Source organism: Halochromatium sp. NSM3 (genome assembly GCF_059621085.1).
Genome location: NZ_JCAQIA010000002.1, coordinates 75962 through 100305, shown reverse-complemented (window position 1 = coordinate 100305; position 24344 = coordinate 75962). Strand labels below are relative to the sequence as shown.

The window sequence follows — 24344 nt, the reverse complement described above, 5'->3', positions numbered from 1 at the left end:
CAAACCCAGGAGTGACACTATGCAAATCAACCTGACGGGTCATCATGTCGATATCACCGAGCCGCTGAAGGGCTACGTCGACAGCAAATTCGAGCGCTTGGAACGCCACTTCGATCATGTGATCAAAGTGCATGTGATCCTCAGTGTCGAGAAACTGCGGCAGAAGGCCGAGGCCCGCATCCACATGAATGGGGCCGATGTCTTCGCCGATGCGGTTCACGAGGATATGTACGCAGCCATCGATGGGCTGATCGACAAACTCGATCGCCAGGTCCTGAAGTACAAGGAAAAGCGCCAGAGTCATCGCGGCGCATCGACCAAGACGCAGGCCGAGGGTGAAACCGTCAGCGGCGAGCCTGGCGACGAACTCGACGACGAGCGGGAGCCGCTGCACTAAGCGAGCGCCTGGACGCCGGTGCCGGAGTCCGACGCGCGCTGGTCGGCTCCGGCCTCTTTTTTTATCTGAACGGCAGAGGCGCCTGTCGATGGCGCGCGACTCCGATTCCTTTTGGAGCAACAGTTGATGCTTCCCCTGACGTTAATCACAGAGCCACGTATCCGCTGTCGTGTCGAGGTCACGAGTAAGAAGCGGTTGCTGGAATCCTTGGCCGAACTCTTGGCGCCGGTAGGTCCGCACTGTTCCCCGTCTGCGGTCTTCGACCTGCTCAATGAGCGTGAACGGCTCGGCAGTACGGGGTTGGGCGAGGGGGTCGCGCTACCGCATGCGCGCATCGCCGGTATCGACGATGCCGTGGGCGCCTTCGTCCAGCTCGATCAGGCGGTGGGCTTCGACGCGCCGGATGATCGGCCGGTCGATCTCGCCTTTGGTCTGCTGGTCCCGGAAGCGGCGACCGAGGCCCATCTCAGCCTCTTGGCCGGGTTGGCCGAGCGCTTCAGTGATCCACGCTTGCGCGCGGCCTTGCGCGAGGCGAATGACGCCAGCACCGTGCTGGCCTTGCTGCGGCGCTGAGGTCAGCGCTGAATCCGTTCACGCCGATGCCACCCGTCGATACGCTCCAAGGGTTGGTCGCGCAGCTTGGACCGCGCCTGCGCCTGCGTTGGCTGACCCCCATGCCCACGCAGCCACTGGCGCTGGTCAGCGACGATCTGCCAGGCGGCGCCGCGCAGAGTCTCGTCGGCTCGCTGAACTGCATCCATCCAAACCGCCTGCAGGTGCTGGGGCTCGCCGAGATGCACCATCTCGAGGATCTGAGTCAGGCGTCCGCGCGCGAGACGATTGAGCGCCTGTTTGCCGCGCGCCCGGCGGCGGTAATCTTCGCTCAGGACATCGAGCCTCCGGCGCATTTTCTGGCGCACGCTAAGCGCTCGGGTACGCCGCTCTTGGCGTCGCCGACCTCCGAGGAGGAGATCGTCGATCGGCTCCAGTATTTCCTGACCTATGCCCTGGCCGAGCGCACCACCTTGCACGGGGTCTTCCTCGAGGTGCTGGGCATGGGGGTGCTGTTGGTGGGCGACCCCGGTGTCGGCAAGAGCGAACTCGCGCTCGAGATGGTGGTGCGCGGGGGGCATCGGCTGATCGCGGACGACGCGCCGGAGATGGCGCGCATCGGCCCGGAGACCTTGCAGGGCAGTTGTCCCGAGCTGTTGCGCGATTTCCTCGAGGTGCGCGGACTCGGCGTGCTCAATGTGCGGGCGATGTTTGGCGAGGGGGCGGTTCAGCAAGCCGAGCAGTTGAGCTTGATCGTCAACATGCGCTCCCTCGATGGCGAGGCGCTGGCACGCATGGACCGGCTGCACGGCAGTCTCACCTCGCGCACCATCCTCGGGGTTGCGATCCCCGAGATCACGCTTCCCGTCGCCCCGGGGCGCAATCTTGCTGTCTTGTTGGAGACCGCTGTTCGTCATCAGATCCTGCGCCTGCGCGGGTATGATGCCAGCGCTGATCTGATCGAGCGACAAGCCCGTTCCATTGATGAGGCCACCCCATGCACGACGCCAAACCCATCCGCCGAATAGCGCGTCCGACGCGGTCGCCGCCGGCTTCCGCGAGGGTGTTATGGAGCTGATTATCGTTAGTGGTCTCTCGGGGGCCGGCAAGAGCGTCGCGCTGCGTACGCTCGAGGATATCGGCTATGTCTGCATCGACAATCTGCCGCTGTTTCTGCTGCATGATCTCGCGCTCGGGCTCAAGGAGACCCGCCCCGAGGGCGGCGATGGCCGCGGCGGTACCGCGATTGGCATCGATGCGCGCAGTGGTCCCGAATTGCTTGAGCAGGTTCCTGGCGTGGTCAAGGCACTCGAGGCGAAGGGGATCAGGATTCGGGTCATCTTTCTCGATGCCGATACGCCGACCCTGGTCACGCGTTTCAGTGAGACCCGGCGCAAGCATCCGCTCACCGATGCCGAGCGTCCGCTTGCCGAGGCGATCGAGCTTGAGCGGCGCCTGCTCGAGCCGCTGCGCCGCACGGCGACGACCCAGATCGATACCTCCTACACCAATGTGCATGAGCTGCGCGAGCTGATCCGCGAGAACCTCAATCGCAAGGGTCGAGTGCGGGCGCCGCTGTTGCTGCAGTCGTTCGGGTTCAAGAATGGCATCCCGGCGGCGGTGGATTTCGTCTTCGACGTGCGTTGCCTGCCGAATCCGCATTGGCAGCCCGAGTTGCGACCGCTGACGGGCCTGGACCCGGAGGTGGCGGACTTCCTCGAAGGCTCGCCCGAGGCGATTCGGATGCGCGAGGATCTCATCGATTTCCTCGATCGCTGGGTGCCGAGCTTTGAGAACGATGGCCGGAGTTATTTGACCATCGGCGTCGGCTGCACCGGGGGGCGGCATCGTTCGGTGTTCATGGTGAACGCCTTACAGCGGCACTTCGAAGGGCAAGGCCATCAGGTCTTGGTCCGCCATCGGGAGCTCGGATGAGCGTTGCTGTCTTGCTCATCACGCATAACCGGATCGGTGCGGAATTGCTGGAGACCGCAACCCGCATGTTCGGACGCTGCCCGCTGGCGGCGCTTGCGATTGACGTCCATGAACAGGATGATCCAGACCAGTTGCGCCTCCAGATCCGGCAATGCGCCGAGCGCCTGGATGATGGCGGCGGGCTGCTTGTGTTGACGGATTTGTATGGTTCGACGCCGGCGAATGTGACCGATGCGCTGCGCCGCCGTCGCGATGTGCGCGTGCTGAGCGGGGTCAACCTGCCGATGTTGGTGCGTGTGCTCAACTATGGCGACCTCGAGCTGTCGGCACTTGCCGACAAGGCCTTGAGCGGGGGGCGCGACGGTGTGCTCGGCTGTACCCAGGAATCCAATGATGGTCCGTAGAGAACTCGATATCATCAATCGCCTTGGCCTGCATGCGCGCGCGGCGGCCAAGTTCGTGACCTGCGCGAGCGCGTTTCAAAGCCAAGTCCAGGTCGAACGCCAGGGCCGGCGGGTGAACGGTAAGAGCATCATGGGCGTGATGATGTTGGCCGCCGCCTGCGGCACGCGCATCACGGTCGAGCTGGACGGGCCGGATGCCGAGCAGGCCGCCGATGCGCTGGAGGCCCTGGTGGCCGATTGCTTTGGAGAAGGGGAATGACCACGGCCTTGCTCGGGGTCGGTGTCAGTGGCTCGCGGCCGGTCGCGATCGGCCGTGCCTACCTGTTCGGACGCGAGCCGACCGTGGTCACCGAAGAGATCGAGCGCGATCGGATCGACGCCGAGGTGCGGCGACTCGACGATGCGCTGGAATGCGCACAACAGCATCTCGAGTCGGTGCGCCGCCAGATCCCCGACTCGACGCCGGTGCATATTGCCGAGTTCATCGATGCCCATCTGATGATGCTCACGGACTCGGCCCTGGTGGATGCGACCAAGGCGCTGATTCGCGAGCGCAGCATCAACGCGAGCTGGGCCCTGCAGATTCAGCGCGACACCCTGATCGAGGTGTTCGATGCCATGGGCGATGCCTATTTGCGCACCAGGCGGGATGACGTCGACCATGTGGTGCGCCAGATTCAGATGTTTCTCAGTGGCGAGCCGCCGGCTCAGTCGCTCTCGGCGAGTGACCTCAAGGATCGAGTCATCGTCGCCGATGATCTGACGCCAGCGGACACCATCCTGCTGCGCCATCGCGGGATTGGCGCCTTCGTCATCGAGCACGGCGGGCCGATGTCGCACACCGCGATCCTCGCGCGCAGTCTTGATATCCCGGCCATCATGGGGGTGCATAACGCCACCCATCTATTGCGCCAGGATGAGCTGTTGGTGGTCAATGCCGAGAGTGGCACCGTGCTGGCTGGCGCCGACGAGGGCATCCTTGCCCATTATCGTCAGCGTCTGATCAGTGCCGATCAGCGTCGGCATCGGCTGCGCGAGCTGGTGCGCGAGCCCTCGACGAGCCGCGACGGGGTGCCGGTGGTGTTATTGGCCAACCTGGAGCTGCCTGAGGACGTGGACACGGTCCGCTCCAGCGGTGCCTCCGGGGTCGGTCTCTACCGCACCGAATTCCTCTACATGAATCGCATTGGGTTGCCGGATGAAGAAGAACACCTGGCCACCTATCTCGATGTGGTGCGGGGACTGGATGGCATCCCGCTCACCATTCGCACCCTCGATCTGGGCATGGACAAGCAGGTCGATGGACTCACCGGGGCGGCCACCAACCTCACCAATCCAGCGCTCGGGCTGCGGGCGATCCGGCTCTGCCTGCGTGAACCGTCGCTGTTCGTGCCCCAGCTGCGCGCCATCCTGCGCGCCTCGGCGCATGGCCCGGTGCGCCTGATGCTGCCGATGATCTCGTCGATCGCCGAGGTCGAGACGGTGCTCGGGATGATCGCCGAGACCCGGCGCACCCTGCGTCGCCAAGGCCTGCCGTTCGATCCCTTGATGCCGGTTGGCGCGATGATCGAGGTGCCGGCCGCCGCGCTCTGTGCCGGTGGCATCGCGAAACGGGTTGACTTCCTCTCCATCGGCACCAATGACCTGATCCAGTACACACTGGCCATCGATCGTGTCGACGATACCGTCAACTATCTCTACGAGCCCCTGCATCCAGCCGTGCTGCGGCTGATTCGCATCACCCTGATGCGCGCCGCCGAGTCGCGTACCCGGGTCAGCATGTGCGGTGAGATGGCCGGCGATCCGCACTACACCTCGGTGTTGCTCGGTCTCGGTCTGCGTGAGATGAGCATGCAGCCGGCCTCGCTGCTCGAGGTCAAGGAGATGGTGCGCAACTGCGATGTCGGTCGCGTCAGCACGCGCATGGAGCAGCTCCTCGACCGGCTCGACGATCTGACCCCCGCGCAGATCCTGGAGGCCGTCAACGAGGTCGTGAACGACTAGGCCATCGGGCTCTGCCCGCATCGCGGCTCGCGGCGCGACCCCTTTCCTGGCTACACTGGCAAGCTGACTGCGGCGCTGATGCCGCATTCCTTCAGCGAGGCCGGAGGCCATTTTCGCCATGACCGAGCTTGCCGACACCACCGCCGAGGCGGATCGCATCGACCTGCTGCATCAGGTGCTCGAGAGCGGTTCCGTGCGCAAGGCGACGCGCATGCTCAATGCGTTGCATCCGGCCGAGATCGCGCACGTCCTGCAGTCGCTGCCACCCCCGCAGCGCAGGATCGTCTGGCGCATGGTCGAGGACGCGACCGGGGGCGAGGTGCTCCTGTATCTGAACGATGACGTCCGCGACGAGATCCTGCGCGGCATGGACGCGACCGAGATCCTCGCCGCCGCCGAAGGCCTCGATGTCGACGATCTCGCCGACTTGGTGCAGGATCTTCCGGCCAAGGTCAGCGCCGAGGTCTTGAGTTCGCTCGACGAGCAGCGCCGGGAGCGTCTGGAGACCGCGCTGAGTTACCCGGAAGACAGCGCCGGCGGACTCATGAATCCGGACATGGTCACGGTGCGCCCCGAGGTGACGCTCGACGTGGTGCTGCGCTATCTGCGCCGGCGCAAGGATAGACGGCCGGAACTCGCCGACAATCTGATCGTGGTCAGCCGCCAAGGTCGCTACCTCGGTGTGCTCTATCTCACCGACCTGCTCACCAACGACCCCGATGACTCGGTGGCCGAGGTGATGACCCTCGACGTGCAGCCGATTCCCGCCGACGCCAAGGCGCGCGATGTCGCCAACCGCTTCGAGCAGCTCGACCTGGTCTCGGCGCCGGTGATCGACCCCGAGGGCCGCGTGCTCGGCCGGATTACCGTCGACGACGTGATGGACGTGATCAGGGAAGAGGCCGACCATCAGTTTCTCGGTCACGCCGGCCTCAGCGAAGGCGAAGACATGTTCGCGCCGGTACTGCTCAGCGCGCGTCGGCGCGCGGTCTGGCTCGGCATCAATCTGATGACGGCCTTCCTCGCCGCCTGGGTCATCGGCCAGTTCGAGGCGACCATCGAGAAGGTGGTTGCGCTAGCGGTGCTGATGCCGGTGGTCGCCAGCATGGGCGGCATCGCTGGCACCCAGACCCTCACGCTCGCCATCCGTGGCATCGCGCTCGGGCAGCTCTCGGCGAAGAACATCCGCTGGCTGGTCTCGAAAGAGATGGCGGTTGCCGCGCTCAACGGTCTGCTCTGGGCGTTGGTGGTCGCTGGCGTCGCCTGGCTCTGGTTCGGCAGCAGCGGCATCGCGTTGATCATCGCCGCCGCCATCATCCTCAACGTGCTTGCTGCCGCCCTCTCTGGCGCCTTGTTGCCGCTGTTGCTCGATCGTCTCGGCATCGATCCCGCCCTCGCTGGCGGGGTCATCCTCACTACCGTGACCGATGTCGTCGGCTTCCTCAGCTTCCTTGGCCTAGCGACCTTCTTTCTCCTCTGAGGCGAGCCAAATGAAAGACGAGTGCCCGCCCAGATGAGCTATCGCTCCATCGCTGGAGCCGGTGAAAGATTCTGGCCAATCCGCTACACTGAACGTCTTTTTTCCTGCCTGGCACGATGCTGGCTGAATGCTCGATGCCGCTAACTGGAGGCTCCCCATGGCCGCAGCAGAAGACCTGATCGCCCCGTCCATCCTCTCCGCCGACTTCGCGCGCCTTGGCGAAGAGGTCGATAACGTGCTCGCCGCTGGCGCCGACATCGTCCACTTCGACGTCATGGACAACCATTATGTGCCGAATCTGACCATCGGCCCGCTGATCTGCGAGGCGCTGCGCAAGCACGGTGTCACCGCGCCGATCGACGTGCACCTGATGGTCAAGCCGGTCGACCGGATCATCCCGGACTTCGCCCAGGCCGGGGCCAGCTACATCACCTTCCATCCCGAAGCCAGCGAGCACGTCGACCGCACTCTGCAGCTGATCAAGGCCGAGGGCTGCAAGGCCGGTCTGGTGTTCAATCCGGCCACCTCGCTGGACTATCTGAAGTACGAACTCGACAAGATCGATATGGTACTGCTGATGTCGGTGAATCCGGGCTTTGGCGGCCAGAGCTTCATCCCGTCCGCGCTCGATAAGCTGCGCGAGGCGCGGGCGATGATCGATGCCAGCGGCCGCGATATCCGCCTCGAGATCGATGGCGGGGTGAAGGTCGATAACATCGCCGAGATCAAGGCCGCTGGCGCCGATACCTTCGTCTCCGGCTCGGGCATCTTTGGCAAGGGCCAGGACAGTGATCCGCACCGCTACGACGGGATCATCCGCCAGATGCGCGAGGCGCTGGCTGGGGTGAACCGCTAAGTAAGGGTTCAGAGTCCCGATGCAGTTCCCTTTCCTTCCCGGCATGGTCTTGATCGATCTTGATGGCACGCTGGTCGATAGCGTGCCGGATCTGAGCGATTGCGTCGATACAATGATGGCTCGGCTTGGGCGTCCGGCGCGCGGTGAGGCTGCGGTACGCCAATGGGTCGGCAACGGGGTCGAGCGTTTGGTGGCGCGTGCCCTGATCGGCGCGCTCGATGGCGAGCCGGATGCCGCCGACCTCGAGCGCGCATTGCCGATCTTCCTCGATCTCTATGCCGAGCAGGTCTCGGCGCGCTCAGTGCTCTATCCCGGTGTGCGCGAGGGCTTGGACCTCTTGTGTGGGCGCGGCTATCGCCTGGGCTGCGTGACCAACAAAGCGGCCCGCTTTACCGGGCCGTTGCTCGAGGCCGTCGGTATCCGCAAGGCGTTCGAGCTGGTGATCAGTGGCGATACGCTGCCCGAGAAGAAACCGAGCCCGATGCCGCTGCTGCATGCTGCAGAGCACTTCGGCGTCGAGCCGGCCGCGTCGCTGATGCTGGGTGATTCGGTGAGTGATGTGAAGGCTGCCCGGGCGGCGGGATTCGGTATCATCTGCGTCAGCTATGGCTACAATCATGGCCACGACATCCGCTGCGCCGAGCCCGATGCCGTGATCGATGCCTTCCCCGAGCTTGGCGAGCTGCTGGCCTAAGTTTCGCCTCCCAGCGCTTGCATCCAAGCATCGCATCCCGGCATTGAATCCAAGCTTACGGCACCGATCGCCATGTTGACCGCGACCCATCAAAATCAGGCTCCAGAGCCCAGTGCCTGCCCACTGAGTCTCCAGCACTGCCTCCATCGCAGGCGATGGCGCCGCTCGATCACCGACTTCGAGCCCGCCCTTGGTTTCCGTATCGTCTGGAGTCCGCCCGATGACCCCCGAGAATCTCCACGCCCTCGCCGCGCAGGGCCATAATCGCATCCCGCTGATCTGCGAGGTCCTCGCCGATCTCGATACCCCGCTCAGCTGCTATCTGAAGCTGGCCGACGCCCCCTACAGCTATCTGTTCGAGTCCGTGCAGGGCGGCGAAAAATGGGGCCGCTACTCGATCATCGGCCTGCCTTGCCGAACCGTGCTAAAGGTCTTTGGTCACCGTATCCGGATCGAGCGCGATGGTGCTCTCATCGAGGAGGCTGAGGCCGCCGATCCGCTGGCCTGGATCGAGGCCTTTCAGCAGCGCTTCAAGGTTGCCGAGCATCTCGGCATGCCGCGCTTCGCCGGCGGGCTGGTCGGCTACTTCGGCTACGACACGGTACGCTACATCGAGCTGCGGCTGGATCCTTGCCCGAATCCCGACGCGATGGAAACACCAGACATTTTGCTGATGGTGTCGGAAGAGGTCGTGGTCTTCGACAACCTGCAGGGGCGGATGTACATCATCGTGCATCTGGACCCGGCCGCAGGCGACACCCTGGACGCTGGCCAGTGCCGGATCGATGAGCTGGTGCATCGGATGCAGCGCGGTGCCCCGCGCGATCCAGCCGCCGGTGGTCGTCACATCGACGAGACCGATTTCGTCTCCGGCTTTACCGAGGCTGGCTACAAGCAGGCTGTCGAGCGCATCAAGGACTACATCCTCGAGGGCGATTGCATGCAGGTGGTGCTCTCACAGCGGCTCTCGATCCCCTATCAGGCGCGTCCGCTCGATCTCTACCGCGCGTTGCGCGGGCTCAATCCCTCGCCCTACATGTACTTCTTGAACCTCGGTGAGTTCCAGATCGTCGGCTCCTCTCCCGAGATCCTGACCCGGCTCGAGGATGGCGTGGTCACCGTGCGCCCGATCGCTGGCACCCGTCGCCGTGGCTACACAGAGGACGAGGATCAGGCGCTCGAGCAGGAGCTTCTCGCCGATCCGAAGGAGCTGGCAGAGCATCTGATGCTGATCGATCTGGGCCGCAACGACTGCGGTCGCGTCGCCGAGATCGGTAGCGTCAAGCTGACCGACCGGATGATCGTCGAGCGCTACTCGCATGTGATGCACATCGTCAGCAACGTCACCGGTCAGCTCAAGCAAGGCATGAGTGCGATGGACGTGCTGCGCGCCACCTTCCCGGCTGGCACCGTCTCCGGCGCGCCGAAGATCCGTGCGATGGAGATCATCGACGAACTCGAGCCGATCAAGCGCGGCATCTACTCCGGGGCGGTCGGTTATCTGGCCTTCAACGGCAACATGGACACCGCGATCGCGATCCGCACCGCCGTGATCAAGGATGGCCAGCTGCATATCCAAGCGGGGGCGGGCGTGGTGGCCGATTCGCTGCCGGATCTGGAATGGAAGGAGACCATGAACAAAGGCCGCGCCATCTTTCGCGCCGTGGCCATGGCCGAGGCCGGTATCGAGCGCCAGCCCTGTGTCGCGGGTGCCGCCGCAGCAGCTGAAGAACCAGAGCCGGGACGTCGTGATGGCCTTTAACCGTCGGTTGGACTCCACATGCTACTGATGATCGATAACTATGACTCCTTCACCTACAACCTGGTGCAGTACCTGGGTGAGTTGGGGGTAGAGGTGCGGGTGGTGCGTAACGATGAGCTGTCGGTGGCGGATGCACTGGCGCTGCGACCGGAGCGGATCGTGATCTCGCCGGGGCCCTGTACGCCAAGCCAGGCGGGGATCTCGGTGCAGCTCATTCAGGCTGCGGCCGGCAAGGTGCCGCTGCTTGGAGTCTGCTTGGGGCATCAATCGATCGGCCAGGCCTTCGGCGGCAAGGTGATCAAGGCGCGTGCGGTGATGCACGGCAAGACCTCGCCGATCCATCATGAGAACCTGGGTGTCTTCCAGGGCCTATCGCAGCCGTTCGAGGCCACGCGCTATCACTCATTGGTGGTCGAGGAGGTATCGCTGCCGGCCGAACTCGAGATCACGGCCTGGACCGAGACGGCCGACGGCGAGCGCGATGAGATCATGGGCATGCGTCATCGCGAGCTACCAATCGAAGGCGTGCAGTTTCATCCCGAGTCGATCCTGACCCGGCACGGGCACGATCTGCTGCGTAACTTCTTGGCAACCGACGTGCGGTGAATGGTGGGCCGGTGGTCAGTCCTGACTCAGGCTTAGCGCCCTAAGGTCAGGAAGGGCACCAGCACCAGATAGAGCACGGCGGCAGCGCCCGCGAGGTAGAACAGGGTGCGCAGCGGCTGGCGGATGGCGCGCTGTAGCGTGGTCTCGGCTTGGCCCGCGCGACAGCGGGCAGCGTACTCGGCCGCGAGCCGCACCGAACGCTCTTCTTGATAGCGGTCAATGAACGCGCGGGCCGCTGCCTTCTCGCTGCTATTCAGCAGCCAAAGCCCGGCGATGCCAACGCCGAGAAAGCCGCCGCTGGTCTCGTGGTAGGCGAAACCTTGCTCATCGAGCAGGCGCCGCACATCGGCCGCTTCATCGTCATCGACGCCGTTGAGTCGGAAGATCAGTACGGACATGGTAGCTGTTCTCGCCGGGTCGTCATGGGCTCAGCGTCGTCTGGGTCGTGCCTGGCTCGTTCAGTGCCGAGGCGGCGCGAGAGCGTACTGCTCCGCGCGCAGGCGGATCAACGCCAGCCGGTTTCGAGCCTGGCCGAGGTCGATGCCGTGCTGATCGAGCGCCTCAAGTCGCTTCGCGCCACGTTCGAGTAGTTCGGCCAGCTCGCGACCATCGAATAGCTCGCAAGCGGCCTCAATCTCAGCCTCGGTAGCCGAGAGCAGCGTCGGTGCCAACTCTTCGGGGCCGATACAGCTATCGGGGTGGAGGAGATCGGCCACCAGCGGCTGCTTGATCAGTCGAAAATGGATGGCACGGGCAGTCTCCTCGTCGCTCAGCTCTTGGTGTGCGACGGGATCGGACCCGGTATGACGCCAGAGCGTCTTCATGGTCAGCTCGATGAGTCGCTTGAGTGCCGTGCGTTCCTCGCCATGACTCTCCGGTAAGGCATAGCTCTGCTCATAATGGGATTCGAGCGTCTCTTTGAGGCTCAGTACGGCATCACTGCCGGCGTCAGGGGGCAGGTCGACCGCGCGCTGGATGAGTTCCCGGAAGCGCTCGCCGAAGGCCAGCATGTCCTCATGATCGGCCTTCTGCGCGGCAAGGAGATCCTCGGGCAGCACCTCTTGCGGCGGCCAAGCGAACAGGGGGTTCTCGTGCCGACGTCGCAGATGGCGCTCGCGGCGGCCCGGCCTGTGGGTGAAGGGCAGCTCCATCGGATGCTAGCGAGCTTCGACCAGGGCTTCGTAGAGGGCCGAGTAATCCAGATCCCCAAGTCCCTGCTCAACGGCGCGCTCGAGGATGGTCTCGAGTGCCCCCAGTGGCGCGGTGTCCATGGTCGACTGCTCGGCGACGCCGCAGAACAGGCCCAGATCCTTGCGCAGGTGCTTGAGCGGGAAGTTGGCCTGGCCGTAGTCATGGCTCAGGTACTTCTCGAGCTTCTTATCGAAGGTCGGTGCATAGAGCGCGCTCTGGCGTAGCAGCCCCATGAATTGCTCAACATCGACGCCCTCGTCTCGCACCAGCCCCAGGCTGTAGGAGAAGGTGGTGGTCAGGCCGATGATGAGCTGGTTCATTGCCAGTTTGAGCGCGGCGCCTTGGCCGATCTCGCCGATGCGCTGTGGTTGTTCGGACAGCGCCTCGAAGATCGGCAGACAGCGCTCGTAGAGGCTAAGCTCGCCACCGGCCATGATGATGAGCCGGCCATCGCGCGCCTCGGGCAGGCTGCCGAGCACCGGTGCCTCCAGGTACTGGCCGCCGGCACGCTCGACATCGCGGCTGAGGGTGCGGCTCTCGTTTGGCGCGATGGTACCCATCTGGATGAGGATGCGATCGGCCAGCCCCGGCTGCTCGGATCCGTCCCTAGGCCAAAGCACGGCGCGGATGGCCTCGGCATCGCTGAGCAACAGCAGCGCGGCCTCGCTGTTGGTGAGCGCCTCGGCAACGCTTGCGCAGGGCGTGATGCCGACCGTGGCGAGGGCATTGGCCTTGTCTGGCGAGCGATTCCAGGCACTGACCGCGAAGTGGCGATCTTGCAGCCGGATCGCGATCTCGCTACCGAGCAGTCCGGTGCCGATGACGGCGAGCTTCATGATTGGCCTCTATTTGAGCGGTTGTTTGGCTCGAGTTCTGTAATTCACATGCGGCGCCCCTTGCCGGTATCAACCGCCGCGCAAACGGGCGATGACTGGCGCCGTTCGCGGACGCACACCGCGCCATAGCCAGAAGGATTCCGCCGCCTGCTCGACCAGCATGCCAAGCCCATCCAGCACGCGCGCAGCGCCGCCGGCCTGGCCCCAGCGGCAGAATGGCGTCGGCTCGTCGGCATAGAGCAGGTCGTAGACCCAGCCGCCCTCGGCGAGGCTGTCGTCGGGGATCGCCGGCACCTGGTCGTCGAGCCCGGACGAAGTGGCATTAATGATCAGATCGAAGCGCTGCCCGGCGACGCCGTCGAGACCGCAGCCTGCCACCGCGACCGAGGTTGCTTGGGAGGCCCTTGGACTTTGATCAGGGCGCTCGCCTGACTCGATCGACAACGCGGCTGCGGACTGCGATTTGGGTTCGCGATACTCGTCGCGGCGCGCGCTGTCGGGCGCGGAGGAGGTGGCCGCACTGGCGTCGAGGTGGCCGAACTGAGCGGCGAGCGCTTCGGCCTTGCTCGCGGTGCGGTTGGCGATCAGCAACTCAGTCGGGCCAGCCTCGAGCAACGGGCGCAGCACGCCGCACGCGGCACCGCCGGCGCCGAGCAGCAGCACTCGCTTGCCAGCCAGCGTGAGGCCGTGGTTCTCGGTCAGGTCGCGTAGCAGGCCGATGCCGTCGGTGTTGTCGCCACGCAGCAGGCCGCCATCGCGCACGATCAGGGTGTTGACCGCGCCTGCTGCTTGCGCCTGCTCGCTCAGATCATCGAGCAGCTCAAAGGCGGCGGTCTTGAACGGCACCGTGACATTGAGCCCACGACCACCCTCGGCAACGAAGCGGCGCACATCGCCGGCAAAGTCATCCGGATCGCCGAGGATGCGCCCGTACTCGATCGGTTCGCCGGTCTGCGCGGCAAAGGCGGCGTGGATCACGGGCGATTTGCTGTGTGCGATCGGGTTGCCGATCACGGCATATCGGTCAGTCATCGCTCGTCACCGTTCAGGCGCCCATCCATTGCGCGGCCTGCTTGGCGTAGTAGGTCAAGATGCCATCACCGCCGGCGCGCTTGACACCGATCAGCGCCTCGAGCACCACGTCGCGCTCCTCGAGCCAGCCGTTCTGGGCGGCGGCCTTGAGCATCGCGTACTCGCCACTGACCTGGTAGACGAAGGTCGGCGCACCGAAGCGATCCTTGACCCGACGGACGATGTCCAGATAGGGCATGCCGGGCTTGACCATCACCATGTCGGCACCCTCGGCCAGGTCGAGCCCGACCTCGTGCAGGGCCTCGTCGGAGTTGGCCGGGTCCATCTGATAGGTGTATTTGTTGCCGCCGCCGAGATTGGTCGCAGAGCCGACCGCGTCGCGGAATGGACCATAGAAGCTGGAGGCGTATTTGGCCGAATAGGCCATGATGCGGGTGTGAATGTGGCCGTCGGCTTCGAGCGCCTCGCGCACCGCGCCGATACGCCCGTCCATCATGTCGGACGGCGCGACGATGTCGGCACCAGCTGCGGCATGGGAGACCGCTTGTTTGACCAGCACCTCGACGGTGGCATCGTTCATCACATAGCCAGTCTCGTCGATCAGCCCATCTTGTCCATGGGTGGTGAAGGGGTCGAGGGCGACATCGGTCATCACGCCCAGCTCCGGCACCGCATCCTTGAGCGCACGTACCGCGCGCTGCGCGAGCCCGTCTGGGTTGAAGGCCTCGCGCGCGTCCTCGGACTTGACCGACATCGGCGTGACTGGGAACAGCGCCATCGCCGGGATGCCGAGCTTGGCAATGGCCTGTGCCTCCTCGACCAGCAGGTCGATACTCATGCGCTCGATGCCGGGCATCGAGGGTACGGCCTCGCGTTCGCCTTGGCCTTCGAGCACAAAGACCGGGTAGATGAAGTCGTCGGGCGTCAGCGTCGTCTCGCGCATCAGCCGGCGTGAGAAGTCATCGCGGCGCATCCGGCGCATGCGGGTGGTGGGATAGGGGGCGCGATTGGGGTGCAGGTCGGACATCGGTGGCTTTTCTCTGAGAACGAGGTGGTACAGGCGATTCGGTGTACGCGACGGCCATTTCATCGGCTCACGCATGGGCCGCTAACCATAGCGCACCCGGTCGATCGGCGGCCAGTGTCACGACAGGAAACTTGGGTTGAAGCGCTTGCGGTTCGCTGATGTGGATGTTGAAGTGGCGATCTTGCCCAGCTTCGGTGGTTCGCATGCGCTGGCGGCTGAGTTGCTTGACGGTCATCCCGGGTATGGGATTCATAAAGAGTCGTAGTGGCCGCCTATGGCAAAGAGATAGATGCGAGTGTCGTCAAATTTATACACAAGCCGATCCTTCTGGCTAAGTCGCCTCGACCAAAAACCGGAAAGATGATGCCGAAGGGCTTCGGGTTTCCCCAGGCCTGCGCTGGGATCGCCGCGCAACATTTCTTTCAAAATTGCGCAAAGATGCTTGTGCATTCGTTTGTCGCGCTGCCGTAGATCCTCGTACACCTCCCATGTTCTCCCCTCAAAGACCAGTGATCTCATCTAACTGCTCTTTGGTTGGGGCATATCCGGTACCGGCGTTATGGGTAGCACTGGAATGGGCGATCTGGCGCATAAGGCTAGTATTTTGGAGCACGTACAAAGTTTCTTGGTCACGCTCCCAATCCTCGGCACTTATCACTACAAAATCCGAGCCGGTGCGCCGTGTCACGCGAAGCGGCACGTGTTGACTAACCACATGTTCAACAAAGCTTTTTAGGCTGTCTCTAAATTTGTTTACGGTTGTGGTTTCCATTGTCGGGCACCTCATTACTGTACGGTAATTCCGTACATTTTAAGAGAAAAGCCCTAACAATGCCATGCGTTCGGACCCTTCACTCGCTATGCTCGCTCTGGGCCGATGATGGCTGGCGTTAGCGAGAAAATCGGCGGGACCGGACCGTCACGCTCGTTCGCCGCCGTCACCCAAACGTCACCCAAACGTCACTCTGATCGGAGCTACAACCGGGCTGAAACTGCCGCCAAAGCCGCCGGGGCTCGGCATCTAGAGCAGGTCCGGCGATCACGAACGGCTGTAGGTCTATCGGCGTCGATAGGCCCCCCCAGGGATGAAACAACCAGCATGATGCTGACTCGCTGGCTTCAGAAGCGCTAACCGCGTAGATACGCGACACCACCGCCAGGAATCGAAGGTCGCGACCCCGATCGACTCTACAGGCATGACTGAGATCAATGATGAATCGGCTCGAAGGGGTCAAACGTCCGCCTATCGACGCGATTGCGTAGATGCGCGCTAAACTCTGGAGTGGCCACCTCCCGCGCCTTCTACGAATCGCACGAGACACCTATGCTATCGGTCCGCGCTGCGGCTCACCGCCTCCGACACCACGGTACCCCGTCGCTCCTGCCCTCCGAAACCCAACCCTGCTGAGTCATGACCTCTTTCGACCGCTTAACCGACGAGGATGGTGATGAGGACGAAGAGGAAGATGGAACTGCACCAATGGCCCAAGCGATTGAGCTTGAGAGTATTCTCACGTTGTGTGAGGCTCGGGGTCTGCGGCGTCTCATGCTCGAGTGGCACTATCGCTCCCGTGATCCTTCCTTGATCACTGTCTCGAATGCCGAGTTCTATGAAAATCGTCTCATACTGCCGCCGACGCCAACTCAGCACGATGACAACGTTGGTCTACAGTTGACTCGCGTTCCAGGCGTCTATAGCAGCAAGAGCCGGGGTGGCGGGCGGCCCGGGACTAACCGCATCGAAGCTGAGGCCATCGTCACGGCACTTTCCAGGCATGCGAGGCATAATGCTGAACTCTCTGTAGGCGTTGTCACCTTTTCCAAGTCACAAAGTGACATGGTCACGGAACTACTGGAGCTTAGGCGCCGTGACGACTCGCTCCTCGATGCTCTGCTACGTGAGGGGCGAAACGAAGATGTCTTCGTAAAAAACATCGAGAATGTCCAGGGGGACGAACGTGACGTCATCATGATCAGCGTCGGTTACGGTCCTCATGAGCCTAATGGGCGGCTTTCCAGCATGAACTTTGGTCCGGTCAATACGGACGGTGGTGAACGGAGGCTGAATGTCTTGTTCAGCCGGGCTCGAATCCGCTGCCAGGTGTTTTCATCATTTGCACCGGAAGAGATAGATTTGTCAAGAACGACAAAGGAAGGTCCGCGTGTACTTAAACGTTTCCTGAAATTTGCCGAGACAGGTGAGCTTGAACAAGCTTTGCCAACGGGTGCTGATCCCGATAGTCCGTTTGAAGAAGATGTTGCCGCTGTAATCCAAATGTTGGGCTATCCATGTGATGCGCAAGTAGGCAGCGCAGGATTCCGTATTGACTTGGGTGTTCGCAATCCTGATCGTCTCGGGCAATATATATTGGCGGTTGAGTGTGATGGAGCAACTTATCACCGCGCGTTGTGGGCACGTGAACGCGACCGACTCCGGCAGCAAGTCCTGGAAGGTTTGGGCTGGCGTTTTTACCGTATCTGGAGTACGGATTGGTTTTATCGGCGTGACCAAGAAATCGAGCGACTTAAGAAAGCCTTGCAAGATGCCCAGCTTGCTGCGGATTCATGGTCTATCGAGGGGGCTAATCAGTCGGCCTTTGGGCAATTTGGGCAAAAGGATATCTTCGAAGGTCTACCGGACAATGGTGAGACTCATCAGTCTAAACTGGCTGCGGTAGACGATTCATCTTCAGCCGAACAGAATCTGACGGTGCCAATACTGCCCCAGGCGGTCCCCTACCAACGAGTGATTCCCCAGATCGGAGCACAGGTTGAGCCCCATGAAATAGCGATCGAAATCTTGGCCGAGCATGCTGTAAAAGTAGTGGAGGGCGAGGGGCCAATTCATGTCGCAGAGGTTGCCCGTCGTATTGCCGTTGGTTGCGGTAAGACACGCACGGGCACTCGGATTCAAGATGCGACTCGGACCGCACTTATCCATGCACAAAAGCAGGGTCGCCTCTACGAGAACGAAGAATTTTGGTTCACTTCATCGCAGCGTGATGACCCACCTGTACGTGATCGCTCCCAAGAAGGTTTGCCGACAAATAAGGCAATCTATCTCTCGAATATTGAGATCCAAGCAGCAGGAGCGATCGTCCAACGCGAGAATGGTCGCGTTAATCCGGAAGAGCAAATTCAAGCGGTAGCCCGTTTGTTGGGGTTCCAGCGTACTGGTCCTGATTTGCGAGAGAAGATTCAGCAGGCACTAAGGGAATGACCAAAGTACTCAGTTTTCCGTCCTGTAGGCTGCTGTTCAAGCATTTGGCCAGTAGTCTTCGTCGAGGATGTCGGCGATGTTGTAGGCACAGTTCTCTGGGAAAGGCGACTTGAGAAAGCCAGTTTCCTCCATCGCTGCTCGGGTTGCGTTGCGATAACTGCGCGGCAGTAGCTCTGGCAGGCGCTGTCGCAGGCTGGGGCTGTCTTCCAGTAATAGGGCGAGTTGGCGCCGCTGCTCATTGATGGTCAGACGCCAGCTGGTGCTGCGACGCTCGGGTTGATACTCCCATTTGAGCAGGTGCGCCAGCAATACAGCGAGACGGTTGATCAGCTCGCGTCGTTCGCGTGCACTCATGCTCTCCAACTCCTCGATCAAGTGCGTGATATCCAGCTGCGCGAAGCGGCCGGAGCGCAGCAGGTCCGATTGCTCTTCGATCCACTGATGGAAGTCGGTTTCATAACTGCTCATCAAGGGTGCCTATGGATGATCGCTGACAGTGACGGGGGCAGGCTGATGATTCGCTGATGTTAGCAGTCCGCTGATGCGGAGACCCAAACTGGCTGTTTTGCTTTGGCTGTGGTGCGATAGGCTCCCGGCAATGATGGAGAAGACTCGATGCGCTTACCCTCCGACCAACCGCCTTGCGCCGATTGCTTCGATGTCGACCACGACGGGTTCGAGCAGGCCGTGATCGAGGCCTCGCGCGCACGACCGATTCTGGTCGATTTTTGGGCCGAGTGGTGCGCGCCCTGCCATCAGCTGGCGCCGCATCTCTTCCGCGTGATCGATGAGCTTCAGGGCGCGGTCGGGCTCGCCAAGGTCGAGGTCGATGAAGGTGAGAACATGAAGCTCGCCGGCCACTACCGGCTGCGCGGTTTTCCGACCGTGCTCCTGTTCCAGCAGGGCGAGGAGTACGGGCGCTTCAGCGGCTCGCGCTCGAGCGTGCAGATCCGCGCCTGGCTCGATGAGCATCTCGAGCCGCCTTCAGCGCGGCGTGCGGAAACCTGATCACCGCTCAAGCCACCTTCCGCGCCTCGGCGCGAGCGTCCATGATCATGCCTCGATTCAGCGCCGAGATCACCGCCTTGAGCGAGGCACTGACAGTATCGCGATCGATCGCCACGCCGGCGACCGGCTGGCCATCGATCGCGAGCTGCACATAGGCCGCAGCCTCGGCATCGGTGCCGGCGCCGATCGCATGCTCGCGGTAGTCGCGCACGTCGATGGTCTGGCCAAAGGCCTGGCTCCAAGCATCGGCGAAGGCGGCGATCACGCCATCACCTTCGCCGCAGATGCGTTGCTCCTGTGCATGCTGCACAGTCTGTTCATCCGGCACATTTTGAGCCTCTCGCGCAGTCTGCGTGCTGTGCCTGTCTTTCACATCTTGACCATTCACCGCTTCAACATCTCGCCAAACGCTGACGATGGTCGCCTCGATCTGATCATGGCCATTGCGGCTGATGCGATAGCCGGCAAGGCGGTTCGGCGCTTGATCCTGGATGAACTGCGCCTCGAATAGTTGCCGGATGCGTGCCGAGTCGATGATGCCACCTTGTTCTTCGCTCGCGCGCTGAACCACCGGCGCCAGCTCCAGCTGGGCCCAACGCGGCAGTTGCAGCCCATAGTCACGTTCGAGGACGAAGGCGATGCCACCCTTGCCGGACTGGCTGTTGACGCGGATGACGGCCTCGTAGCTGCGCCCGAGATCCTGCGGGTCGATCGGTAGATAGGCCACCTGCCAGGGCAGGTCGCGATGTTGCGCCGCGCGCTGATGATGCAGCGATTTGTTGATCGCGTCCTGATGGCTGCCGGAGAAGGCCGTGTAGACCAGCTCGCCGATCCAAGGATGGCGCGGATGGCAAGCAATACCGGTGCAGGTCTCAACGGTCTCGATGATCCGGTCCGGATCACTAAGATCGAGGCGCGGGTCGATGCCCTGACTGTAGAGGTTCATCGCCAGCGTGACCAGATCGCAGTTGCCGGTGCGCTCACCATTGCCAAGCAGGGTGCCCTCGATGCGATCGGCGCCCGCCAGCAGGCCCAACTCCGCCGCTGCCGCCGCGCCGCCGCGATCGTTGTGCGTGTGCAAGGAGACGACCACGCAGTCGCGCCGTTCGATGTGGCGGCAGAACCACTCGACCTGATCGGCAAACACGTTCGGGCTGGCTGATTCGACCGTCGCCGGCAGATTCAGGATGCAGGGGCGTTCTGACGTCGGCTGCCAGGCCTCCACCACCGCATTGCAGACCTCGACGGCGTAGTCCGGTTCGGTCTGTGAGAAGCTTTCAGGCGAATACTGAAAGGTCCAGTCGGTGCCCGGATACTTGGCCGCCTCATCGCGGACCCATTCGGCGCCCTGGACCGCGATGGCCTTGATCCGGTCGCGATCGGCGCCGAACACCCATTCCCGCTGCACCGGCGAGGTCGAGTTGTAGACGTGGACGATGGCCCGATGCGCCCCATCCAAGGCTGCGAAGGTGCGCTCGATCAGATCAGCGCGCGCCTGCACTAGCACCTGGATGGTCACATCCGCCGGGATTTGCCGCGCCTCGATCAGCCAGCGCACGAAGTCGTAATCCGGCTGGCTGGCCGAGGGGAAGCCGACCTCGATCTCCTTCACGCCGATGTCGACGAGCAAGGTCCAGAGCTGCTGCTTTTGCGTCACGCTCATCGGCGCACGCAGGGCCTGGTTGCCGTCGCGCAGGTCGACGCTGGCCCAGCGCGGAGCTTGCTCGATGTGGCGATCGGGCCAGGTGCGATCAGCGATCGGGATCGGCTGGCTTGGGCGGTATTTGTGGTGTTGGGCGGGCATGATGCGAACTCCTTGTGGCAGTGGGCGAGCGGCAAGCTGCTCGGTCTTTGGTCGGATCGAGCGACTGCGTGATCGGACGTGTCACCGACTGGACGCTGCCGCCGGTGATCCTGATCGGGGTTTGACCTTGTGGGTCTTACCCTGGCTGCCGGCTTGTGGCCGACGGTTGATAGGATGCGCTAACCTGCTTGGTGGATGCTTGCGATCTTGCAGGCTAAATATTGATAAACAGCAATAATCTGTCGTTCAGGCGTTTTTTTTCGCAATCGGTGCGCAAGCCTCGTTAAACGGAATTCAAGCGACCTGGGTGCGTCACGGATGCTATTCTCACGCCGAGCCTGGGAACGCAGCGCAAGCGCCGGGTGTTCTCGCCCGGATGCTGTCGTCAGAAGGAAAGCGCCATGAGTACGCCTCTGCCAAAGCTTGCCCCCCTAGCCGGCCTGGACCCAGACCTCCAGCGTTCGCTGCTGGCCCAGGTGCGGGATCTCTGGATCCATGGCTCCACGGCGCTGGAAGGCAACACCCTGACCCTCGGCGAGACCAAATTCGTCCTCGAGGAGGGGCTCACGGTCTCCGGCAAGCCGCTGAAGGATCACGAAGAGGTGGTTGGCCACGCTCGCGCCATCGAACTGCTGTACGGACTGCTCAATGAGTGGCCGGCGCGGCCGGTGACGCCAGCGCAGCTCTTCGAGCTGCATCGCGCGGTGCAGACGCGCGTCGTCACCGACATCTACAAGCCCATCGGTGCCTGGAAGGTCGAGCCGAACGGAACCTACGCAGCGCCGGCTGACGTACCGGTGTTGATGGACGCTTGGCTCGCGGAGCTAAATCGCCTGGGGGCGGAGCCGCTGAACGAAGATGCGGCGCTGATCGCTTACGCAAGGCTGCATCTGGGCTTCGTGCACATCCATCCGTTCTGGGACGCCAACGGACGCATGGCGCGGTTGCTCGCCAACTTGCCTGTATTGCAGGTCGGACATCTACCGGTGGTAATCGATGTGCGCGAGCGCAAGCGGTATATCGACACCCTGGCCGGTTATCAGCTCGCCGTCGGGCTGCTGACTCCGGGTACTGGTGTCTGGCCAAGGCCGGAGCTTGAAACGGCCTTCATCGCGCTCTGCCGGGAGGCCTACGCGACCACGCAGGCACTGATCAACGGCGCCCAGGAGCAACAGGCCGCGCGGAGGGCGCGAGCGGGCTCCAGCGGGGATACATGACACTCGACCGCTACGATCGCCATATCCTCGAGATCCTGCAAGCCGATGGCCGCATCAGTAATCAGGAGTTGGCCGACCGCATCGGGCTATCGCCCTCGCCCTGCCTGCGGCGGGTGCGGGCGCTGGAGGAGGCCGGCATCATCGCCGGCTATCGGGCGATGGTCGATGCGAAGAGGCTCGGGCTGAGTCTGATCGCCTTCGTCAGCATCTCGATGGATCGGCATACGCCGGAGCGCTTCGCCAACTTCGATGCGACCGTCTCGGCGCTGCCGGAGGTGCTGGAATGCTCGCTGATCACCGGTCGCGATGCCGATTATCAGCTCAAGGTGATCGTGCGTGACATGGAGGCCTATCAGGAGCTGCTGCTGCACAAGATCACCCGTATCGACGGCGTCTCTGGGGTGCATTCGAGCTTCGTGCTGCGTCAGGTGCTGGAGCGCACCGCGCTGCCGCTCGGCTAAAACCAACGCCGACCTGCGCTTTTTGGTCCTACTCAGGCCCCAGGATGCGCGAAGCGCCGCGCGAGCCGGGCGGCGTGGTCGATGAGTTCGCCGAGTTCGCTGACCCGCGCGCCCGCTTGCTCGGTGTATTCCTGGACCTGCTGCGCCAACCGATCGATGTTGTTGATGTTGAGGTTGATCTCCTCGGTGGTGGCGCTCTGCTGCTCGGTGGCGCTGGCGATCTGCAGGCTCATCTCGCGCATCGAGGCGACGGCGGCGCGAATCGCCTCCAGGGCGCTATGCGACTCGTCAGCCAGGGTCAGGCTATGCGCCGCGCGCTCGCTGCTCTCGTCCATGGCGGCGACGGCGCGATGCGTGCCTTCCTGCAGCGATTGCGTGATGGTTTTGATCTCGCCGGTGGCAGCGGAGGTGCGGTCGGCGAGCACGCGTACTTCCTCGGCGACGACCGAGAAGCCGCGGCCGGCCTCGCCGGCGCGTGCCGCCTCGATGGTGGCATTGAGGGCGAGTAGGTGGGTCTGCTCGGTGATCTCTTGGATGAGGTCGAGGGCGGCGCCGATGCGCTTGGCTTCCTCGGCGACCTGGTGGGTGACCTGCGAGGAGTCACTGATGCGTGTGACCAGCGTGCGTACGGCCTCGGTGCTCTGCTGAACGGCCTCCATGCCCTGGTCGGCCTGTTCGCGCACCTGCTCGCTGATCTCTGCCCCCATCGAGGCGTTGCGCGCGATCTCTTGCACGCTCTGCGCCATTTCCTCCATGGCGGAGGCGACCTGAAGCGTCTCCGCCGTCTGGCGCTGGACCTGGGTGCGCGTCTCGGCCACGGCCTTGCCGGCCTCGGCGCCAACCCGCTGTAAGTGATCGGTGACGTTGGCAAGCCGCTTGGGCACCGCCGACATCTCGGTGCGCAGTTTCAGTATGGCCAGCCGCAGGTGCCCGATGTCATCGCCGCGATTGATGTAGATGTGTTCGGCCAGCGGATCATTGATCAGTTGTTGCGACGCGGTGACCGTGGCGTCGAGCCCTCGCCATAGACGCAGCAGTCCGTAAGCGCTCAGAGCCGCAGCGATAATACTGAGCGCCGCCAGCACGAGGGGCGGAAGACCGACCAGCGCGGCGAGGCTGGCAACCAACGGGGCCGGCATCAGCAGTACCAGAAACCGCTCGCGGAGACCGAAAGAGGCGCGTGAGGCTGGGGAGATTGGCGGGAGTTCGCCTTGGTTCGGTTCGGTCGCGCGCAGCTGAGCGTAGACGGCCTCGGCGTGCTGTACGACCGTCTCGCTGGGCGGGGCCTGGCGTACCGACTGGATCTCGACGATGTCGCCCTGCTCGTCGAGGATCGGGGTCGCGTAGGCATGCACCCAGTAATAGTCGCCGTTCTTACAGCGATTCTTGACCATGCCCATCCACGAGCGACCCGCGAGCAGGCATGACCACATCTGCTGATAAGCCGCACGCGGCATATCAGGATGGCGCATGATGTTGTGCGGTTGGCCGAGCAGTTCAGCGCGGTTGTAGCCACTGATGTGCTCGAATTCCTCGTTGATGTAGGTGATCCGCCCTTTGGGATCGGTGGTCGAGAGGATGGTCGCATCCGCCGCGACGGGGACACGTTGCTGAGTGACTGGCTCGTTGATGCGCATGGAGACTCCCCGGTTGATTCCGGCCCCCCTGCCGCATCCGTCACCGGACGTCCCTGGTGCGTCACATTAGAGTAATTGGCGCGGCAGCGCCAATTCTTATAAAGCGAGAGGTTTTGAGCGGTCCCGCCAGCGCGGGTGCGGCGCCCTCATTTGCATGAGGCGGATGTCCAGACGCCGGGCCGATGCTGCACCGCCTAGCGCCAGCACGGGCAGCGACGGTG

The 24344-nt window shown here is 63.1% G+C and carries 26 protein-coding genes; 16 read left to right on the top strand and 10 right to left on the bottom strand.

Translation table 11 applies throughout. The annotated features are described in order from the left end of the window. Positions 1–19 precede the first annotated feature (19 nt). The 12 genes from hpf (at position 20) to AC54T3_RS01580 (ending at position 10690) form a co-directional block, all read left to right on the top strand. The gene (gene hpf, locus AC54T3_RS01635; RefSeq protein ID WP_496621787.1) at positions 20–397 is read left to right on the top strand and encodes a ribosome hibernation-promoting factor, HPF/YfiA family; all 378 of its coding nucleotides are present in this window, start codon (positions 20–22) and stop codon (positions 395–397) included. Between the two features lie 126 nt (positions 398–523). Further along, on the top strand, positions 524–970 hold the full coding sequence (locus AC54T3_RS01630; RefSeq protein ID WP_496621786.1) for a PTS sugar transporter subunit IIA: 447 nt from the start codon (positions 524–526) through the stop codon (positions 968–970). 26 nt (positions 971–996) lie between these two features. After that, positions 997–1977 carry an HPr(Ser) kinase/phosphatase gene (gene hprK, locus AC54T3_RS01625; RefSeq protein ID WP_496621785.1) on the top strand — a complete coding sequence of 327 codons (981 nt, stop codon included), beginning with the start codon at positions 997–999 and terminating at the stop codon, positions 1975–1977. Between the two features lie 40 nt (positions 1978–2017). Further along, on the top strand, positions 2018–2884 hold the full coding sequence (gene rapZ, locus AC54T3_RS01620; protein WP_496621784.1) for an RNase adapter RapZ: 867 nt from the start codon (positions 2018–2020) through the stop codon (positions 2882–2884). Beyond that, positions 2881–3288 (top strand): PTS sugar transporter subunit IIA, encoded by a 408-nt coding sequence (locus AC54T3_RS01615; protein WP_496621783.1) that lies wholly within the window; start codon positions 2881–2883, stop codon positions 3286–3288. The genes rapZ and AC54T3_RS01615 overlap by 4 nt, the downstream gene beginning before the upstream one ends. Then, positions 3278–3547, top strand: coding sequence for an HPr family phosphocarrier protein (locus AC54T3_RS01610; RefSeq protein ID WP_496621887.1), 270 nt, complete (start codon positions 3278–3280; stop codon positions 3545–3547). Before AC54T3_RS01615 ends, AC54T3_RS01610 begins: the two co-directional genes overlap by 11 nt. Further along, positions 3544–5292 (top strand): phosphoenolpyruvate--protein phosphotransferase, encoded by a 1749-nt coding sequence (ptsP, locus tag AC54T3_RS01605; RefSeq protein WP_496621782.1) that lies wholly within the window; start codon positions 3544–3546, stop codon positions 5290–5292. The genes AC54T3_RS01610 and ptsP overlap by 4 nt, the downstream gene beginning before the upstream one ends. A 118-nt stretch (positions 5293–5410) precedes the next feature. Next, a complete protein-coding gene (mgtE, locus tag AC54T3_RS01600) occupies positions 5411–6772 on the top strand; it encodes a magnesium transporter (RefSeq protein WP_496621781.1) in 1362 nt (453 codons plus the stop codon). Between the two features lie 157 nt (positions 6773–6929). Next, entirely contained in the window at positions 6930–7628 is a 699-nt protein-coding gene (gene rpe, locus AC54T3_RS01595) for a ribulose-phosphate 3-epimerase (protein WP_496621780.1), read from the top strand. A gap of 19 nt (positions 7629–7647) precedes the next feature. Next, the gene (locus AC54T3_RS01590) at positions 7648–8322 is read left to right on the top strand and encodes a phosphoglycolate phosphatase (protein WP_496621778.1); all 675 of its coding nucleotides are present in this window, start codon (positions 7648–7650) and stop codon (positions 8320–8322) included. A 220-nt stretch (positions 8323–8542) separates the two neighbouring features. Continuing rightward, positions 8543–10084, top strand: coding sequence for an anthranilate synthase component I (gene trpE, locus AC54T3_RS01585; protein ID WP_496621776.1), 1542 nt, complete (start codon positions 8543–8545; stop codon positions 10082–10084). A gap of 18 nt (positions 10085–10102) precedes the next feature. Further along, positions 10103–10690, top strand: coding sequence for an anthranilate synthase component II (locus AC54T3_RS01580; protein WP_496621774.1), 588 nt, complete (start codon positions 10103–10105; stop codon positions 10688–10690). Positions 10691–10722: 32 nt separating this feature from the next. Here AC54T3_RS01580 and AC54T3_RS01575 read toward each other — a convergent pair whose 3' ends face one another. From AC54T3_RS01575 to AC54T3_RS01545, 7 genes are all read right to left on the bottom strand, one after another. Beyond that, complete coding sequence (locus AC54T3_RS01575; RefSeq protein WP_496621773.1) at positions 10723–11088, bottom strand: DUF6164 family protein; 366 nt, start codon at positions 11086–11088, stop codon at positions 10723–10725. Between the two features lie 60 nt (positions 11089–11148). Then, positions 11149–11841: a hypothetical protein gene (locus AC54T3_RS01570; protein ID WP_496621771.1), complete on the bottom strand. Its 693-nt coding sequence runs from the start codon at positions 11839–11841 to the stop codon at positions 11149–11151. Between the two features lie 6 nt (positions 11842–11847). Beyond that, the gene (locus tag AC54T3_RS01565; RefSeq protein ID WP_496621770.1) at positions 11848–12717 is read right to left on the bottom strand and encodes an NAD(P)-dependent oxidoreductase; all 870 of its coding nucleotides are present in this window, start codon (positions 12715–12717) and stop codon (positions 11848–11850) included. A gap of 69 nt (positions 12718–12786) precedes the next feature. Beyond that, positions 12787–13749: a shikimate dehydrogenase gene (aroE, locus tag AC54T3_RS01560; RefSeq protein WP_496621768.1), complete on the bottom strand. Its 963-nt coding sequence runs from the start codon at positions 13747–13749 to the stop codon at positions 12787–12789. Positions 13750–13762: 13 nt separating this feature from the next. Beyond that, on the bottom strand, positions 13763–14776 hold the full coding sequence (gene hemB, locus AC54T3_RS01555; RefSeq protein WP_496621767.1) for a porphobilinogen synthase: 1014 nt from the start codon (positions 14774–14776) through the stop codon (positions 13763–13765). Positions 14777–15025: 249 nt separating this feature from the next. Then, on the bottom strand, positions 15026–15295 hold the full coding sequence (locus AC54T3_RS01550) for a Txe/YoeB family addiction module toxin (protein ID WP_496621766.1): 270 nt from the start codon (positions 15293–15295) through the stop codon (positions 15026–15028). After that, positions 15276–15548 (bottom strand): type II toxin-antitoxin system Phd/YefM family antitoxin, encoded by a 273-nt coding sequence (locus AC54T3_RS01545; protein WP_496621765.1) that lies wholly within the window; start codon positions 15546–15548, stop codon positions 15276–15278. The genes AC54T3_RS01550 and AC54T3_RS01545 overlap by 20 nt, the downstream gene beginning before the upstream one ends. Before the next feature lie 639 nt (positions 15549–16187). Here AC54T3_RS01545 and AC54T3_RS01540 point away from each other — a divergent pair. Beyond that, entirely contained in the window at positions 16188–17996 is a 1809-nt protein-coding gene (locus AC54T3_RS01540; protein ID WP_496621764.1) for a DUF3320 domain-containing protein, read from the top strand. A 36-nt stretch (positions 17997–18032) separates the two neighbouring features. Here AC54T3_RS01540 and AC54T3_RS01535 read toward each other — a convergent pair whose 3' ends face one another. Beyond that, positions 18033–18464, bottom strand: a complete 432-nt coding sequence (locus AC54T3_RS01535; RefSeq protein ID WP_496621762.1) for a DUF29 domain-containing protein — start codon at positions 18462–18464, stop codon at positions 18033–18035. A gap of 147 nt (positions 18465–18611) precedes the next feature. Here AC54T3_RS01535 and AC54T3_RS01530 point away from each other — a divergent pair, with 147 nt between their 5' ends. After that, a complete protein-coding gene (locus AC54T3_RS01530) occupies positions 18612–19004 on the top strand; it encodes a thioredoxin family protein (RefSeq protein ID WP_496621760.1) in 393 nt (130 codons plus the stop codon). 7 nt (positions 19005–19011) lie between these two features. Here the strand turns inward: AC54T3_RS01530 and leuA are convergent, their stop codons facing one another. Continuing rightward, positions 19012–20808 carry a 2-isopropylmalate synthase gene (gene leuA / locus AC54T3_RS01525; RefSeq protein ID WP_496621759.1) on the bottom strand — a complete coding sequence of 599 codons (1797 nt, stop codon included), beginning with the start codon at positions 20806–20808 and terminating at the stop codon, positions 19012–19014. A gap of 401 nt (positions 20809–21209) precedes the next feature. On the opposite strand from leuA, the gene AC54T3_RS01520 reads away from it, so the two are divergent. Together AC54T3_RS01520 and AC54T3_RS01515 are read left to right on the top strand one after the other, a co-directional pair. Beyond that, on the top strand, positions 21210–22025 hold the full coding sequence (locus AC54T3_RS01520) for a Fic family protein (RefSeq protein WP_496621757.1): 816 nt from the start codon (positions 21210–21212) through the stop codon (positions 22023–22025). Then, entirely contained in the window at positions 22022–22486 is a 465-nt protein-coding gene (locus AC54T3_RS01515) for an Lrp/AsnC family transcriptional regulator (RefSeq protein WP_496621755.1), read from the top strand. Before AC54T3_RS01520 ends, AC54T3_RS01515 begins: the two co-directional genes overlap by 4 nt. A 32-nt stretch (positions 22487–22518) precedes the next feature. On the opposite strand, the gene AC54T3_RS01510 is transcribed toward AC54T3_RS01515, so the two are convergent. Next, positions 22519–24123, bottom strand: coding sequence for a methyl-accepting chemotaxis protein (locus tag AC54T3_RS01510; RefSeq protein ID WP_496621753.1), 1605 nt, complete (start codon positions 24121–24123; stop codon positions 22519–22521). Between the last annotated feature and the right edge of the window lie 221 nt (positions 24124–24344).

Excerpts from the sequence above, each read along its gene's own strand:
- AC54T3_RS01575 (WP_496621773.1), bottom strand. The coding sequence starts at position 11,088 with ATGTCCGTACTGATCTTCCGACTCAACGGCGTCGATGACGATGAAGCG.
- AC54T3_RS01520 (WP_496621757.1), top strand. The coding sequence starts at position 21,210 with ATGAGTACGCCTCTGCCAAAGCTTGCCCCCCTAGCCGGCCTGGACCCA.
- AC54T3_RS01540 (WP_496621764.1), top strand. The coding sequence starts at position 16,188 with ATGACCTCTTTCGACCGCTTAACCGACGAGGATGGTGATGAGGACGAA.
- hemB (WP_496621767.1), bottom strand. The coding sequence starts at position 14,776 with ATGTCCGACCTGCACCCCAATCGCGCCCCCTATCCCACCACCCGCATG.
- AC54T3_RS01515 (WP_496621755.1), top strand. The coding sequence starts at position 22,022 with ATGACACTCGACCGCTACGATCGCCATATCCTCGAGATCCTGCAAGCC.
- AC54T3_RS01510 (WP_496621753.1), bottom strand. The coding sequence starts at position 24,123 with ATGCGCATCAACGAGCCAGTCACTCAGCAACGTGTCCCCGTCGCGGCG.
- aroE (WP_496621768.1), bottom strand. The coding sequence starts at position 13,749 with ATGACTGACCGATATGCCGTGATCGGCAACCCGATCGCACACAGCAAA.
- trpE (WP_496621776.1), top strand. The coding sequence starts at position 8,543 with ATGACCCCCGAGAATCTCCACGCCCTCGCCGCGCAGGGCCATAATCGC.
- AC54T3_RS01580 (WP_496621774.1), top strand. The coding sequence starts at position 10,103 with ATGCTACTGATGATCGATAACTATGACTCCTTCACCTACAACCTGGTG.
- leuA (WP_496621759.1), bottom strand. The coding sequence starts at position 20,808 with ATGCCCGCCCAACACCACAAATACCGCCCAAGCCAGCCGATCCCGATC.
- hpf (WP_496621787.1), top strand. The coding sequence starts at position 20 with ATGCAAATCAACCTGACGGGTCATCATGTCGATATCACCGAGCCGCTG.
- hprK (WP_496621785.1), top strand. The coding sequence starts at position 997 with ATGCCACCCGTCGATACGCTCCAAGGGTTGGTCGCGCAGCTTGGACCG.
- rapZ (WP_496621784.1), top strand. The coding sequence starts at position 2,018 with ATGGAGCTGATTATCGTTAGTGGTCTCTCGGGGGCCGGCAAGAGCGTC.
- AC54T3_RS01590 (WP_496621778.1), top strand. The coding sequence starts at position 7,648 with ATGCAGTTCCCTTTCCTTCCCGGCATGGTCTTGATCGATCTTGATGGC.
- AC54T3_RS01630 (WP_496621786.1), top strand. The coding sequence starts at position 524 with ATGCTTCCCCTGACGTTAATCACAGAGCCACGTATCCGCTGTCGTGTC.
- AC54T3_RS01530 (WP_496621760.1), top strand. The coding sequence starts at position 18,612 with ATGCGCTTACCCTCCGACCAACCGCCTTGCGCCGATTGCTTCGATGTC.
- AC54T3_RS01565 (WP_496621770.1), bottom strand. The coding sequence starts at position 12,717 with ATGAAGCTCGCCGTCATCGGCACCGGACTGCTCGGTAGCGAGATCGCG.
- AC54T3_RS01535 (WP_496621762.1), bottom strand. The coding sequence starts at position 18,464 with ATGAGCAGTTATGAAACCGACTTCCATCAGTGGATCGAAGAGCAATCG.
- mgtE (WP_496621781.1), top strand. The coding sequence starts at position 5,411 with ATGACCGAGCTTGCCGACACCACCGCCGAGGCGGATCGCATCGACCTG.
- AC54T3_RS01570 (WP_496621771.1), bottom strand. The coding sequence starts at position 11,841 with ATGGAGCTGCCCTTCACCCACAGGCCGGGCCGCCGCGAGCGCCATCTG.
- rpe (WP_496621780.1), top strand. The coding sequence starts at position 6,930 with ATGGCCGCAGCAGAAGACCTGATCGCCCCGTCCATCCTCTCCGCCGAC.
- AC54T3_RS01550 (WP_496621766.1), bottom strand. The coding sequence starts at position 15,295 with ATGAGATCACTGGTCTTTGAGGGGAGAACATGGGAGGTGTACGAGGAT.
- AC54T3_RS01615 (WP_496621783.1), top strand. The coding sequence starts at position 2,881 with ATGAGCGTTGCTGTCTTGCTCATCACGCATAACCGGATCGGTGCGGAA.
- AC54T3_RS01545 (WP_496621765.1), bottom strand. The coding sequence starts at position 15,548 with ATGGAAACCACAACCGTAAACAAATTTAGAGACAGCCTAAAAAGCTTT.
- AC54T3_RS01610 (WP_496621887.1), top strand. The coding sequence starts at position 3,278 with ATGGTCCGTAGAGAACTCGATATCATCAATCGCCTTGGCCTGCATGCG.
- ptsP (WP_496621782.1), top strand. The coding sequence starts at position 3,544 with ATGACCACGGCCTTGCTCGGGGTCGGTGTCAGTGGCTCGCGGCCGGTC.